Source organism: Bacillus sp. P4_E1, assembly GCF_056401715.1.
Window position 1 is genome coordinate 141,147 of sequence record NZ_JBFUIV010000005.1, and the last position, 15,605, is coordinate 156,751.

16 protein-coding genes are annotated in these 15,605 nt (G+C 36.9%); all 16 read left to right on the plus strand.

The genetic code is table 11. The features are described 5' to 3' along the window. Positions 1–96: 96 nt before the first annotated feature. Positions 97–1,407, plus strand: coding sequence for a ribosome biogenesis GTPase Der (der, locus tag AC1DS7_RS09190; RefSeq protein WP_002011811.1), 1,311 nt, complete (start codon positions 97–99; stop codon positions 1,405–1,407). An 18-nt stretch (positions 1,408–1,425) separates the two neighbouring features. Further along, complete coding sequence (locus AC1DS7_RS09195) at positions 1,426–2,448, plus strand: NAD(P)H-dependent glycerol-3-phosphate dehydrogenase (RefSeq protein WP_476998925.1); 1,023 nt, start codon at positions 1,426–1,428, stop codon at positions 2,446–2,448. Between the two features lie 116 nt (positions 2,449–2,564). Then, on the plus strand, positions 2,565–2,816 hold the full coding sequence (locus AC1DS7_RS09200; protein ID WP_000369753.1) for a stage VI sporulation protein F: 252 nt from the start codon (positions 2,565–2,567) through the stop codon (positions 2,814–2,816). Positions 2,817–3,043: 227 nt separating this feature from the next. Next, complete coding sequence (locus AC1DS7_RS09205; RefSeq protein ID WP_002011815.1) at positions 3,044–3,247, plus strand: DUF2768 domain-containing protein; 204 nt, start codon at positions 3,044–3,046, stop codon at positions 3,245–3,247. A 65-nt stretch (positions 3,248–3,312) separates the two neighbouring features. Beyond that, complete coding sequence (locus AC1DS7_RS09210; protein ID WP_002126422.1) at positions 3,313–4,026, plus strand: hypothetical protein; 714 nt, start codon at positions 3,313–3,315, stop codon at positions 4,024–4,026. A gap of 242 nt (positions 4,027–4,268) precedes the next feature. Beyond that, entirely contained in the window at positions 4,269–5,747 is a 1,479-nt protein-coding gene (spoIVA, locus tag AC1DS7_RS09215) for a stage IV sporulation protein A (protein ID WP_000416521.1), read from the plus strand. 298 nt (positions 5,748–6,045) lie between these two features. Continuing rightward, positions 6,046–6,318: an HU family DNA-binding protein gene (locus tag AC1DS7_RS09220; RefSeq protein ID WP_001043860.1), complete on the plus strand. Its 273-nt coding sequence runs from the start codon at positions 6,046–6,048 to the stop codon at positions 6,316–6,318. 121 nt (positions 6,319–6,439) lie between these two features. Continuing rightward, positions 6,440–7,009: a GTP cyclohydrolase I FolE gene (folE, locus tag AC1DS7_RS09225; RefSeq protein ID WP_476998926.1), complete on the plus strand. Its 570-nt coding sequence runs from the start codon at positions 6,440–6,442 to the stop codon at positions 7,007–7,009. Between the two features lie 271 nt (positions 7,010–7,280). Next, positions 7,281–8,033 carry a heptaprenyl diphosphate synthase component 1 gene (locus AC1DS7_RS09230; protein ID WP_215587527.1) on the plus strand — a complete coding sequence of 251 codons (753 nt, stop codon included), beginning with the start codon at positions 7,281–7,283 and terminating at the stop codon, positions 8,031–8,033. Positions 8,034–8,062: 29 nt separating this feature from the next. Further along, entirely contained in the window at positions 8,063–8,776 is a 714-nt protein-coding gene (gene menG, locus AC1DS7_RS09235) for a 2-heptaprenyl-1,4-naphthoquinone methyltransferase (RefSeq protein ID WP_002086620.1), read from the plus strand. Between the two features lie 38 nt (positions 8,777–8,814). Then, the gene (gene hepT, locus AC1DS7_RS09240; protein ID WP_002011823.1) at positions 8,815–9,777 is read left to right on the plus strand and encodes a heptaprenyl diphosphate synthase component II; all 963 of its coding nucleotides are present in this window, start codon (positions 8,815–8,817) and stop codon (positions 9,775–9,777) included. 124 nt (positions 9,778–9,901) lie between these two features. Beyond that, positions 9,902–10,348 (plus strand): nucleoside-diphosphate kinase, encoded by a 447-nt coding sequence (gene ndk / locus AC1DS7_RS09245; RefSeq protein ID WP_000415879.1) that lies wholly within the window; start codon positions 9,902–9,904, stop codon positions 10,346–10,348. 300 nt (positions 10,349–10,648) lie between these two features. Next, positions 10,649–11,821 (plus strand): chorismate synthase, encoded by a 1,173-nt coding sequence (gene aroC / locus AC1DS7_RS09250; RefSeq protein WP_476998927.1) that lies wholly within the window; start codon positions 10,649–10,651, stop codon positions 11,819–11,821. After that, the gene (gene aroB / locus AC1DS7_RS09255) at positions 11,821–12,906 is read left to right on the plus strand and encodes a 3-dehydroquinate synthase (RefSeq protein ID WP_002011826.1); all 1,086 of its coding nucleotides are present in this window, start codon (positions 11,821–11,823) and stop codon (positions 12,904–12,906) included. Before aroC ends, aroB begins: the two co-directional genes overlap by 1 nt. 117 nt (positions 12,907–13,023) lie before the next feature. Beyond that, a complete protein-coding gene (gene hisC / locus AC1DS7_RS09260; RefSeq protein WP_002188988.1) occupies positions 13,024–14,136 on the plus strand; it encodes a histidinol-phosphate transaminase in 1,113 nt (370 codons plus the stop codon). Between the two features lie 157 nt (positions 14,137–14,293). Further along, positions 14,294–15,568, plus strand: coding sequence for a 3-phosphoshikimate 1-carboxyvinyltransferase (aroA, locus tag AC1DS7_RS09265; protein ID WP_215587529.1), 1,275 nt, complete (start codon positions 14,294–14,296; stop codon positions 15,566–15,568). Positions 15,569–15,605 lie beyond the last annotated feature (37 nt).

Here is a 15,605-nt window from a genome sequence, read left to right on the forward strand (position 1 = left end):
GATACGTTGAGAAATATTCTGGAATGCAAATCCCTTCTTGCACAAAGAAGGGTTTTTTACATAATAAACAGAAGCAAGTTGAAAGGATGAAAGTATATGCCGAAACCAGTAATAGCGATAGTAGGCCGCCCGAACGTAGGGAAATCTACTATTTTCAATAGAATTGTTGGAGAAAGAGTTTCAATCGTAGAAGATATACCAGGTATAACGCGAGACCGTATTTATAGTGCGGGAGAATGGTTAAATCATGAGTTTAACATTATTGATACAGGTGGAATTGATATTGGAGACGAGCCGTTCTTGACACAAATTCGTCAACAGGCGGAAGTAGCGATTGATGAAGCAGATGTTATCATTTTTATGACGAATGGTCGCGATGGTGTAACTGCAGCAGATGAAGAAGTTGCTAAAATTTTATACCGTTCTAAAAAACCAATTGTACTTGCGGTAAATAAGGTTGATAATCCAGACATGCGTAGTGATATTTATGATTTTTATGCATTAGGATTTGGCGAGCCATTCCCGATTTCAGGTACACACGGTTTAGGACTTGGTGATTTGTTAGATGAAGCTGCAAATCATTTTCCAAAGATTGAAGAAGAAGCGTATGACGATGAAACAATCCGTTTCTCTTTAATTGGACGTCCAAACGTAGGGAAATCATCACTTGTAAATGCACTTCTTGGTCAAGAACGTGTAATTGTAAGTAATATAGCGGGAACGACACGTGATGCTGTTGATACACCATATAGTAAAGATGATCAAGATTATGTAATCATCGATACAGCTGGTATGCGTAAAAAAGGGAAAGTATACGAAAGTACAGAAAAGTATAGTGTACTTCGTGCACTTAGAGCGATTGAACGTTCTGACGTTGTTTTAGTCGTTTTAGACGGAGAAGAAGGAATTATTGAGCAAGATAAAAAAATCGCTGGATATGCTCATGATTCAGGACGAGCTGTTATTATCGTTGTAAACAAATGGGATGCAGTGAAAAAAGATGAAAAAACAATGAAAGCATTTGAAGAAAACATCCGTGCTCATTTCCAATTTTTAGAGTATGCACCGATTGTATTCTTATCTGCGAAAACGAAAAAGCGTACACAAACGTTATTACCGGTTATCAATGAGGTAAATGAAAGCCATAGCATCCGTGTACAAACGAATGTATTAAATGATGTAATTATGGATGCGGTAGCGATGAATCCAACGCCGACACATAATGGTAGCCGTCTGAAAATCTTCTATGCGACACAAGTTGCGGTAAAACCACCAACATTTGTTATATTTGTAAACGATACAGAATTAATGCACTTTTCATATGAGCGCTTCTTAAAGAACCGTTTACGTGAAGCGTTCGGTTTTGTAGGAACGCCGATTCACATTATCGCTAGAGCAAGAGACTAATGGAGAGGATGTGATTTTATGACAAAAATCACAGTAATAGGAGCAGGTAGCTGGGGAACAGCGTTAGCGATGGTATTAGCTGACAATGGGCATGATGTACGTATTTGGGGAAACCGTCCTGAACTCATGAATGAAATTAATACGAAGCGTGAGAACAGTAGATATCTTCCAGGGATTACATTGCCAAGCACAATCGTAGCCTACTCTTCTTTAGAAGAAGCATTAGTAGATGTAAATACAGTACTGCTAGTAGTACCGACGAAAGCGTACCGAGACGTATTGCAAGAGATGAAAGAAATTGTCACAGAGCCAATTACTTGGATTCATGCAAGTAAAGGAATCGAACCAGGTACGTCAAAACGTATTTCGGAAGTGATTGAGGAAGAAATTCCAGAGAGCTTGATTAAGGATGTTGTTGTACTATCTGGGCCGAGTCACGCTGAAGAAGTTGGATTGCGTCAAGCGACAACTGTTACGTCTGCAGCAAAGCGTATGGAAGCGGCTGAGGGAGTACAAGATTTGTTTATGAATAGCTATTTCCGTGTATATACAAACCCAGATATCGTTGGAGTTGAACTTGGTGGTGCTTTAAAAAATATTATTGCACTAGCTGCGGGGATATCTGACGGGCTTGGATTAGGTGATAATGCGAAAGCGGCATTAATGACACGTGGTTTAACAGAGATTGCTCGTTTAGGAAGAAAAATGGGCGGAAATCCGTTAACGTTTGCTGGTCTAACTGGTATGGGAGACTTAATTGTAACTTGTACAAGTGTGCATAGCCGAAATTGGCGCGCTGGAAATATGCTTGGAAAAGGGCACTCTTTAAAAGAAGTGCTAGAAAGTATGGGTATGGTTGTAGAAGGTGTAAGAACAACGAAAGCTGCTCATGAATTGGCAGAGAAAATGGAAGTTGAAATGCCGATTACAGCTGCTTTATATGACGTGCTGTTCAATGGGAATAATGTGAAAGATGCAGTAGGCTCATTGATGGGACGTGTTCGAAAACATGAAGTTGAAGCGATACCTGATTTGTTATAAAGAAAGCGGTAGAAGTACATTTCGTACTTCTACCGTTTTTTATTTTTTATGGGTCTTTTCACCAATTTTTCATCTCTGCATAGGATGAAGAGTAACTTGAGGAGAGGGTGAAAAGAATGGATAACAACATTTTTAATAACATTGAAAAAGAAGCGAAAGTGAACAAAGAAGATATTTTTAAATTAGCGTCGTCTGTTCAAAATGCGAACTTACGTGATGAGACAGTGCTTCGCCAATTGATTCATCAAGTTGCTCTAATGGCAGGACGCGAAGTGCCGAAAGAGCAAGAGGATCAAATTGTAAAAGCGATTATTAACAATAATATGCCGGCGGATTTTGGTTCGTTAAGTAAAATGTTTAAAAAATAAATTATGAGAAACAAAGAGTTTAGAGAATGCATATGATAGTTATGAAAGAATGGGAATAGAGCTGTTAAGGGCATATTTGGTCAACCGAAGCGCATTATTTCGTGCTTCGGTTTTATTATTTTAAATAAAAATCATCAATTCACGGAAAAATGATGATTTTTATTTGTTTAAAGATTTTAATTTGTTAAAATAGTATAAAAATAGATTGAAAGTAAAGGGGTGTATATATGTCGGAAGGGCTTATGAAAATGTGGTTTGCTTTAGGGGCAATTGGATTTATGTTTCTTGCAGTAAGTTTTATTTTATTGAGTAGGCATAAAATGAAGAATAAATTTTTGAAAGGGATTACAGCTTTAGTAGCGTACACCCTCATGATTGTATCGGGAATTGTTATTTTCCTTGTTGTATTTAGTGGCCCTATTGAGCAATAAAGGATGTGTAGTCGGTAAATGTTACAAAAGCAACAGTCCATACTAGCATGAAAAGGTGATTGTCAGTGAAAAAAATCCATATTATTTTAATATTTTGTTGCATGAGCATTTTAACAGGGTGTATGTATCCAAGAGAAAATATGAAACAAAGTGCTATTCCTTATGAAGACCAGTTGCAAGTTGTACAAAAAGCCATTAATACATATAAGGAGCAAACGGATGGTTTATTACCAATTAAGACGCGTGATATGAGTACGCCGATTTATCAGAAGTATCCAATTGATTTTCAAAAAATTGCTCCAAGGTACATACAAGAGGCACCAGGGAATGCGTATGAAAGTGGTGGAGTATATCAATATGTATTAATAGATGTTGAAAAAAATCCGACAGTAAAGTTAATTGATGTGAGAATGGCGGAACAAATTCAAGAAGTGGCATTGAAGCTAAGAATGTATCGTGATGAACATCAATATCCACCTTTTAAAAAAGTGATCACAGATGGTGTTTATGAATTAGACTTCAAAAAACTAGGATATAAAGATGTACCACAAGTGACAAGTCCGTACTCAGGAAAAGGTCTCCCTCTTGTAATTAATGAAAAAGGAGAATTGTTTGTTGATTATAGAATCGACTTATATGAAGCGTTGAAAAAAAATGAAGGACAATTTAAAGAAGGTGAAGATATCCGGAGTATACTATCGAAGGATTCCCCGTTTGTTCCTGCATATTCTTTGCCGTACACAGTAAAAAATGGAGAACCAATTTTTTTGAAATCATAAGTCATGAACCTTTCTTTTAGTGAATAAGTTCTAGAAGAAAGGTTTTTTATGTTATACAACTTGCGATGCAAACAAAAGGTATTTTTAAATAGTCATATGAAATTGGACAAAATTATATGATATATTGTCCGAACTTCTAGAATACCATTATATTATATCAGATATTATAGGCAACATTAGAGAAGGTATTAGTTGACTATAAACGTGGAATTATTCCCAAAAATATTGAGGGAGGGAATCACTTGGAAAAGGTAGATATTTTTAAAGATATTGCGGAACGCACAGGCGGTGATATTTATTTTGGAGTTGTAGGAGCTGTTCGAACAGGGAAATCAACATTTATTAAAAAATTTATGGAACTTGTTGTTATTCCCAATATTGAAAATGAGTCAGACCGTCAAAGAGCGCAGGATGAACTGCCTCAAAGTGCTGCTGGTCGTACAATAATGACGACGGAACCGAAGTTTGTTCCAAACCAAGCGGTTTCTATCGAAGTAGATGAAGGTCTTGAAGTAAATATTCGATTAGTAGATTGTGTTGGATATACGGTTCCAGGAGCAAAAGGCTATGAAGATGAGAATGGTCCGCGCATGATTAATACTCCTTGGTATGAAGAGCCTATTCCATTCCATGAAGCTGCAGAAATCGGAACACGTAAAGTAATTCAAGAGCATTCAACAATTGGTGTCGTTATTACAACAGATGGAACAATTGGTGAAATTCCAAGAAGAGATTATATAGAGGCAGAAGAACGCGTTGTAAATGAGTTAAAAGAAGTAGGAAAGCCTTTCATTATGATTATCAATACTGTACAGCCATACCATCCAGATACGGAGCAGTTACGTCAAAGTTTATCAGAAGAATATGATATCCCAGTAATTGCGATGAGTGTAGAGAGTTTAAGAGAAACAGATGTGTATAACGTACTGCGAGAAGCATTATTCGAGTTCCCGGTTTTAGAAGTGAATGTAAACCTTCCGAGCTGGGTAATGGTGCTAAATGAAGGGCATTGGTTACGCCAAAGTTATCAGGAAGCGGTTCAAGAGACTGTAAAGGATATAAAACGTCTTCGTGATGTGGACCGTGTCGTTTGGCAGTTTAGTCAATATGAATTTATTGATCGAGCAAGTCTAGCTGGCATCGATATGGGGCAAGGTGTGGCAGAGATTGATTTATATGCGCCAGATGAATTGTATGATCAAATTTTAAAAGAAGTAGTAGGAGTAGAGATTCGAGGGAAAGATCATTTATTAAAGCTTATGCTCGATTTATCTCATGCGAAAACAGAGTATGACCAAGTGGCGGATGCCCTGCGGATGGTAAAACAAACCGGATATGGAGTAGCAGCGCCTGCATTAGCTGATATGAGCTTAGATGAACCGGAAATTATTCGTCACGGCTCAAGGTTCGGTGTTAAATTAAAAGCGGTTGCGCCGTCTATTCATATGATTAAAGTGGATGTAGAATCAACATTTGAACCAATTATCGGTACTGAAAAACAAAGTGAAGAACTAGTTCGTTACTTGATGCAAGATTTTGAAGATGACCCGCTATCAATTTGGAATTCTGATATATTTGGGCGCTCTCTTAGCTCTATTGTTAGAGAAGGAATTCAAGCGAAGTTATCTCTAATGCCAGAAAACGCTCGTTATAAATTAAAAGAAACGCTAGAAAGAATTATTAATGAAGGATCTGGCGGATTAATTGCGATTATATTATAAGAAAAAAATCCCTCTAATTGCAGAGGGATTTTTTTCTTTTTGAGTACGTAATAGAAAAATAAACAGTCATTATCTAATATTTTGTTGTAAATTGTCAAGTTTCATCAGAATTTCACATTTTTAGAGTAACAATTTCCTTAAAAATATTGAATTATAAAGGAGAATCGTATAATATAGGCGTTGATAATGATTTATCTACATCTTTGTAGTATAGAATTTGTAAAAATTGCCTACAAATGAAAGTAAGACTCATTTTATGATCATTATACAGTCTTATCTTTGGGAGGAGGTGAATGGCATGAACAAGACAGATTTAATCAATGCTGTTGCAGAAGCAAGTTCCCTTTCTAAAAAGGACGCAACAAAAGCAGTGGACGCTGTTTTTGATTCTATCTTAGAAGCTTTAAAACAAGGTGATAAAGTACAACTAATCGGATTCGGTAACTTCGAAGTTCGTGAGCGTGCGGCTCGTAAAGGTCGTAACCCACAAACAGGTGAGGAGATTGAAATCGCTGCAAGTAAAGTACCTGCATTCAAACCTGGTAAAGCGTTAAAAGATGCGGTTAAATAATCCTTACATATTAACAGGGAAGAAGAGTTTCCTTTTTGGAAACTCTTCTTTTTGCTTTTAAAAACATAAATATGCTAGAATGTGTTCGTATCACTTTTAGGTTTTTCGGGAGGGCTAGCGGATGGCAAAAGTTAATTTAGAACAAATTGAACATGCAGTACGTCTTATTTTAGAGGCAATCGGAGATGACCCAAATCGCGAGGGAGTACTTGATACACCGAAACGTGTTGCGAAAATGTACGCAGAAGTATTCTCAGGAATGCATGAGGATCCGAAAGAGCATTTACACAAAGTATTCGGAGAAGAACACGAAGAGCTTGTGCTAGTAAAAGATATACCATTCTATTCGATGTGTGAGCATCATCTTGTTCCGTTTTATGGAGTTGCTCACGTTGCATATATTCCGCAAGGTGGAAAAGTAACGGGACTAAGTAAATTAGCTCGTACTGTAGACACAATTGCGCGTCGTCCGCAACTACAAGAACGTATTACATCAACAGTAGCTAACTCTATTATGGAAGTACTAGAGCCGCATGGTGTAATGGTAGTAGTAGAAGCAGAGCATATGTGTATGACGATGCGTGGTGTGAAAAAGCCTGGTGCGAAAACAGTAACGACTGCAGTGCGCGGCGTGTTAGAAAATGATGCAGCAGCACGTAGTGAAATTTTATCGTTTATTAAGACGAATTAAAGAAGAGCGGGAAACTGCTTTTCTTTTTTTTATATACAAAAAAATGATATAGTTTTAATGTTAAAGAGCAAGAATATAAAGGTTGAAAATTACTTCTGCCTTTTGTGTAAATGAATGTTTGTAGTTGTTAGAGACGAAGATAACTTGTATGAATAAAAGTTGAGGCTTTATTCGGTGGCAGTTTGGCAGAAGTAGCCAAGTTTTGATTATAGAAAATAGAATGTATGTGTTATAATAAATTTTATGAATTAGAAAACAAGGGTGATTTTTTGTGTGTGACATCTACGGAGGGTATGCGGGTATTAAAGAGAAATTGATGGAGAAATTACGCCATCCTTATTTTATAAACTATATTGAAGAACCATTTATTGATGAAGAAAAAATAGCGCTGTTATACGGTGCATTAAAAAGTGCAAATATACATAAAGAACAAATTGATCATTATGTCGTAACGATTATGCTTGTACAAATTGCTCTTGATACACATGAAAAAGTATCAAATAAAGCAAACGAAGAGACGAGTGGATTCCATAAGCGTCGTCAATTGACAGTTCTTGCAGGGGATTATTATAGTGGTCTATACTATTACTTATTGTCAATGAATTGTGATATTATCTTAATTCGTGCACTTGCTGAAGGAATTAAGGAGATTAATGAACATAAAATTATGCTATATCAAAAAGCACATGTGGCGATTCAAGACATAATGGAAAGTGTAGTAATAATTGAATCTGCGCTTTTGCAAAAAACATGTGATCATTTTCAGTTATCTAATTGGAAACCATATATAACTTATGTGTTAGGAAAAAATCGTCTTCAAAAAGAGTGTCAATTGTATGCTGATAAACAAAATTCACCTGTTTTTCAAGCAGTCCAAAAAATCTCATTGGATGATGATAAAAATTTGGAAACAGTTATTAATGAATGGCTTATGGAAATGAGAAAGCAAGAAGAAAATTTTTTAGAGAATCATACAGAAGTTAATGAGATAATTTCTATGTTAAGAGATAAATCAAGGAAATAAGCAACTTTACATTGGAAGAAGGTACGAGCATGCAACAATCAAAAGAAGAAAGAGTACATGACGTATTTGAGAAAATTTCTGATAAATACGATGTGATGAATTCTGTAATTAGTTTTCAAAGGCATAAGGCATGGCGCAAAGAAACGATGCGAATTATGGATGTGAAACCCGGGAGTAAGGCACTTGACGTATGCTGCGGGACGGCAGATTGGACAATTGCACTAGCGGGAGCTGTAGGTGAAGATGGGAAGGTTTACGGTTTAGACTTTAGCGAAAATATGCTAGCTGTCGGTAAACAAAAGGTAGAAGCTTTAGAATTAAAGCAAGTAGAACTTATGCATGGAAATGCAATGGAACTTCCTTATGAAGATAATACGTTTGATTATGTAACGATTGGTTTTGGGTTACGTAACGTTCCGGATTACATGCAAGTATTAAAAGAAATGACGCGTGTAGTAAAGCCTGGTGGAAAAGTAATTTGCCTGGAAACATCTCAACCAACGATGATAGGTTTTCGTCAAGGATATGTCTTATACTTTAAATATATCATGCCGTTATTTGGAAAGATGTTTGCGAAAAGTTATAAAGAATATTCATGGCTTCAGGAATCTGCTAGTACATTCCCTGGGATGAAAGAGTTAGCACGTATGTTTGAAGAAGCTGGGCTTAAGAATGTGCAAGTGAAACCATTTACTTTTGGTGTAGCAGCTATGCATTTAGGTATTAAACCAGAATCAAAATAGAAAATAGAAAAAAGACGTTTTAGGTTAAGGTGAACAATATGAAGTTACAACTTATGTACTCTTTTTTACGATCGGATATTAATGTTATAGAAAAAGAATTGAAGAAGACAGTTGCTTCGGAGCAGCCGTTAGTAGAAGAAGCGGCATTACAGCTTATTGAAGCAGGCGGGAAGCGGATTCGCCCTGTTTTTGTTTTGCTTGCAGGGAAATTTGGGGATTATAAGTTAGATGCAATTAAGCATGTTGCGGTTGCATTAGAACTAATTCATATGGCTTCGCTTGTTCACGATGATGTCATTGATGCTGCGTTTTTACGACGCGGTAGCGCAACAGTGAATGCGAAATGGGGAGATCGTATTGCAATGTATACAGGAGACTACTTGTTTGCGAAGTCTCTTGAATGTATAACAAATATAGAAATTCCAGATGCACATCAAGCGTTGTCTCATACAATTTTAGAAGTTTGTAAAGGTGAAATCGAACAAATTAAAGATAAGTATAACTATGATCAAAATTTAAGAACGTATTTAAGAAGGATAAAACGAAAAACAGCATTGTTAATCGCCGCAAGTTGTCAGTTGGGAGCGATTGCTGCTGGTGCTAATCGTGATACTGTAAATCGTCTATTTTGGTACGGATATTTTGTTGGTATGTCTTATCAAATTATTGATGATATTTTAGATTTCGTATCGACAGAAGAGAAGCTTGGAAAGCCTGCTGGTGGTGATTTATTACAAGGTAACATTACATTACCTGTTTTGTATGCCATGGAAGATCCAGTTCTTCGTCAAAAAATTACATCTGTGCATGAAAATACAACAGCAAGTGAAATGAAAGAAATTATTGATGATATTAAAGCGAGCGAAGCTATTGATAAAGCATTTTCGTTTAGTGAACGTTATTTACATAAAGCATTAGAAATAATAAAACCACTCCCTCGTGGACAGGCGAAGTATGCGTTGCAAAATGTCGCAAAGTATATTGGAAAACGAAAATTTTAGTGTTTTGTCTAAAAAATAAAATAATCTCTCTATTTCAAAACTATTGCGCAATTGTGATAAGGGTGTTAATATGTGTGTGGGGATATACAATTACATACATAATTCAGAAGTGGAGAGATTTTTTATGGAAAAAACATTTCTAATGGTAAAACCAGACGGTGTACAACGTGCCTTCATTGGGGAAATTGTAGCTCGTTTTGAGAAAAAGGGCTTTCAATTAGTTGGTGCAAAATTAATGCAAGTTACTCCGGAAATTGCTGAACAACACTACGGTGAGCATAAAGAAAGACCTTTCTTTGGTGAATTAGTAGACTTTATTACATCTGGTCCTGTATTCGCAATGGTATGGCAAGGTGAAGGTGTAGTAGATACAGCACGCAATATGATGGGTAAAACACGACCACATGAAGCTGCTCCTGGAACAATTCGTGGAGATTTCGGTGTAACTGTTGCGAAAAACATTATCCACGGTTCGGATTCTTTAGAAAGTGCAGAACGCGAGATTGCTATTTTCTTTAAGGAAGAAGAATTAGTAGACTACTCAAAATTAATGAATCAATGGATTTACTAATTATTTTGAAATAATTTGTAAACGCTTTAATAACTGTGATAATAGTAAAAAGTGTGAGAAGAATAGGGGTATTCTTCTTGCACTTTTTTTATTTCGATCAGTTACGAAGTTAGGGCTGTTATGATATATTGGTATGTAAAGTAAAAGGTTTACTATTATGAAAATAATCGAACAATTACAAGTAGGGAAAGCAAACATTCGATTTACTATATAATTTCTTTGTATTTTAAAGAGTGATGGAAGATAATATAGCTGCTTTATGTAGCGGGATAAATACATATGCGAAAAGAGGAATAACGTATGCGATATATTACAGCTGGTGAATCCCACGGTCCGCAACTTACGACAATTTTAGAAGGTGTTCCGGCAGGGGTATCTTTAGTAGCGAATGATATAAATGAAGAATTAGCTAGAAGACAAAAAGGATATGGACGCGGTAGACGCATGCAAATTGAGAAAGACCAAGTGCAAATTGTAAGTGGTGTTAGGCATGGGAAGACGATGGGGTCACCGATTGCACTTGTTGTTGAAAATCGTGATTTTACACATTGGACAAAGGTTATGGGTGCAGAGCCGTTAACTGAGCAGGAAGAGAAAGAACTGAAAAGGAAAGTTACGAAACCTAGACCTGGACACGCAGATTTAAATGGTGCGATTAAATATGGTCATAGAGATATGAGGAATGTATTAGAGCGTTCTTCAGCACGTGAAACGACAGTTCGTGTTGCAGCTGGTGCAGTTGCAAAAAAAATATTAGCGGAATTAGGTATACAAGTAGCGGGACATGTTATCGAGATTGGTGGTGTACAGGCAGCAAATATTAAATATAACTCTATTGTGGAATTACAAAGTACTACAGAAGCATCTCCTGTACGTTGTTTAGATGAAGAGGCCGGTAAAAAGATGATGCAAGCAATTGATGATGCGAAGGCAAATGGTGATTCTATCGGTGGTATTGTTGAAGTAGTTGTAGAAGGAATGCCAATTGGAGTAGGTAGCTATGTACATTATGATAGAAAATTAGATGCAAAATTAGCAGCGGCAATTATGAGTATTAACGCTTTTAAAGGTGTTGAAATTGGAATTGGTTTTGAAGCAGCACATAGACCAGGAAGTGAAGTGCATGATGAAATCCTTTGGGATGAAGTGCAAGGGTACAGAAGACAAACGAACAATGCAGGTGGATTAGAAGGTGGCATGACAACTGGTATGCCGGTTGTTGTGCGCGGTGTTATGAAACCGATACCGACATTATATAAACCGCTTCAAAGTGTTGATATTGATACGAAAGAACCTTTTACAGCGAGTATTGAACGTTCAGATAGTTGTGCAGTGCCAGCAGCTAGCGTTGTGGCTGAAGCTGTTGTGGCTTGGGAGCTCGCAACAGCTTTAATTGAACAATTTGGATTAGATCGTATCGATCTTATACGTGAAAATATTGAGAAACATAATGAATATGCGAGGGGATTTTAATGGAGAACATACATATTCAAACGAAATCAAAAGAATATGATGTACATGTTGGAAGGGAGGCGTTGTCACACTTAACAACGCTTATTCAAAAAATGAATCCTGCAGTATCTAACATAATGATCATTTCTGATGAAGCTGTTGCATCACTGCATTTACAGACAGTTGTTGATGCATTGCAAGTAGAGCAAAAAGTATTTTCGTTTGTTGTACCGAGTGGCGAAAAAGAGAAGTCTTTTGAAAATTTCTATGAGGCTCACACTTCGGCTCTTGAAAATAAATTAGATAGAAATTCTTTAATCATCGCACTTGGAGGCGGAATGATTGGAGATTTGGCTGGATTTGTTGCCGCGTCGTTTATGCGTGGTATTCGCTTTGTCCAAGTTCCAACGACTTTATTAGCTCACGATAGCGCAGTAGGCGGGAAAGTAGCAATTAACCATCCACTAGGAAAAAATATGATTGGAGCGTTTCATCAGCCAGAAGCTGTTGTATATCATACGCCATTTTTACATTCACTTCCTGAAAAAGAGTGGCGATCAGGTTATGCAGAAGTGATAAAGCATGCTCTTATTGGTGATGTAGAGCTATATCATTGGTTAAAAGAAGAAGTGCAAACGTTAACGGATCTTCGTGATGAAAAGTTAATTCATATATTAACGAAGGCGATTCCTGTGAAAGCGAATATTGTGTCGCAAGACGAAACAGAAAAAGGTGTACGTGCCCATTTGAATTTTGGGCATACGTTAGGACATGCTCTTGAAAAAGAGTTAGGATATGGGAATATTACTCACGGTGATGGAGTAGCGGTTGGCATGCTATTTGCTATGTTTTTAAGTGAGCAAGTGTACAAAGTTGATCTTTCTTATGAAGAAATGAAGCAGTGGTTCTTGAAATACGGTTATCCAAAAATGCCAAGTGACTTGAATGTAGAACGTCTCGTTCAGTTGATGAAACAAGATAAAAAAGCAAATGCTGGAACAATTCATATGGTGCTTATGCAGGAATATGGGGGAGTGAATGTCGTATCTATTTCAGATGAGACTGTTCATATTGCGTTAGAAGCATTTCAAAAGGATATGGTGTAAAAAAGTCGTAGAACAGGTATGAAATGCATATTTAAAGGTATTCTCGTAATGGTGACGGTTATGATTAAAGGTGACAGTAAGACATTATAAATCATATCAATGACTGGGGGAAGAAAAGTGAGAGTAAAAGAGCAATTGTTAACTTTGAGAGCATATGTACCTGGGAAAAATATTGAAGAAGTAAAAAGAGAATATGGATTGTCAAAAATTGTGAAGTTAGCGTCGAATGAAAACCCATTTGGCTGCTCTGCGCGTGTGACAGAAGCATTAACTTCGTTAGCTAATCAATATGCACTCTATCCGGACGGGGCGGCATTTGAGCTTCGTGAGAAAGTAGCAGAGCATTTAGGTGTAAAAGCGGAACAACTTTTATTTGGTAGTGGGCTAGATGAAGTTATTCAAATGATTAGTCGTGCTTTGCTACATAATGGAACAAATGTTGTAATGGCGAACCCTACGTTCTCGCAATACCATCACCATGCTGTTATTGAAGGAGCAGAAGTTCGTGAAGTACCACTTAAAGATGGCATTCACGATTTAGATGCAATGTTACAACAAGTAGATGAGAAAACGAAGATTGTATGGGTTTGTAATCCGAATAATCCGACAGGTACATATGTAGAAAAACAAAAATTACTTTCATTTTTAGAATCAGTTCCAAAGTCAGCGCTCGTTATTATGGACGAAGCATATTATGAATATGCTGGGGCAGAAGATTATCCGCAAACATTACCTCTTCTTGAAAAGTACGAAAATCTTATGGTGCTACGCACATTCTCAAAAGCATATGGATTAGCTGCTTTTCGTATTGGATATGCGATTGGTGATGCAAAGCTTATTGGGCAGCTAGAGGTAGCGAGACTACCATTTAACACATCAACTATCGCCCAAGCGGTAGCATTAGCGGCAATAGAGGATCAACAGTTTTTACAAGAGTGTGTGAAGAAAAATGCCGGAGGATTAAATCAATATTATGCATTTTGTAAGGAATATAACGTATTCTACTATCCATCTCAAACGAATTTCATTTTCTTGAAACTTGGTATACCTGGTAATGAAGCTTTCGAACGATTAATGAAAAAAGGATATATCGTTCGTTCTGGTGCAGCATTTGGTATGCATGATGGTATTCGTATTACTGTTGGATTAAAAGAAGAAAATGATGAGATTATTGAATTACTTACGGAACTTGTAAAAGAACAAGTGAAGAAAGAAGAAACGTATTCTTAAGAAATGGTGGAGGCTCCTGTTACAGGAGCCTTTTTCATTTGAACTGCAATAAGGGGAGTTGTTTGCACGTTCAAGAAAGAAAACGTTACAATAGAAGTAGACGTATAAGAAGAACTATTGTACATATAACTTATTTAAAATGTGAGGAGGATACAGTTTGAAACTAGTAGGACGAAAAAATAGTTTGAATGGGAAAATTGTTGTTCCAGGAGATAAATCTATTTCGCATCGCTCTGTTATGTTTGGAGCGATAGCGGAAGGGACGACGAAAGTATCAAATTTTTTATTAGGAGAAGATTGTTTAAGTACAATTGCATGTTTTCAAAAACTAGGTGTCCAGATTGAACAGTTTGGTAACGATGTCACGATTTACGGTAAAGGATTACATAATTTACAAGAACCGAAAGAAGTATTAGATGTGGGGAATTCAGGGACGACTATTCGTCTTATGCTTGGGATTTTAGCAAATACACCGTTCCATAGTACGATAATTGGTGATGCATCAATTGGAAAACGTCCTATGAAACGTGTTACAGACCCGCTTAGTAAGATGAATGCTCAAATTGATGGTAGAGAAAACGGACAATATACACCTTTATCTATTCGCGGTGGTAAGGTAAAAGGGATGCATTACCATTCACCAGTAGCAAGCGCACAAGTGAAGTCAGCAGTTTTACTTGCGGGTTTGCAAGGGGAAGGGATTACTACGGTAACAGAGCCTATGCAATCTCGTGATCATACGGAAAGAATGTTGCGTGCATTCGGTTGTACCGTAGATGTTAATGGACGGACCGTTTCATTACAAGGTGGACAACAACTTAAAGGTGCAGACATAGAAGTTCCAGGAGATATTTCTTCGGCGGCATTTTTCTTAGTAGCTGGTGCAATTGTCCAAAATAGTAAGCTTGTATTGGAAAACGTTGGTTTAAATCCGACGAGAACAGGGATTTTAGATGTATTAACAAAGATGGGTGCACTTATTTCTATCGATCATATTAGAAATGAAGAGTTTGAACCGTGCGGGGATATTACGATTGAAACATCTAAACTAAAAGGAATAGAAATTGGTGGAACTCTTATTCCAAGATTAATTGATGAAATTCCTGTAATTGCTTTATTGGCAACGCAGGCAGAAGGAATTACTGTTATTAAAAACGCTGAGGAGTTAAAAGTAAAAGAAACAAATCGTATCGATACGGTTGTAGATGAATTAGGAAAATTAGGTGCGAAGATTGAAGCTACACCAGATGGTATGATTATATATGGTAAACAAAGTTTAAAAGGAAATACTGTTAATAGTCACGGCGATCATCGTATTGGGATGATGCTTGCAATCGCATCGTGTATTATAGATGGAGAAGTGAAAATAGAGAATAGTGATGCGGTCGCTGTATCGTATCCGGAATTTTTCGAACAATTAGCTGCGCTATGAGAGAAAGTATAGGAAGAGGTAGCTCACTCAAAAGGTT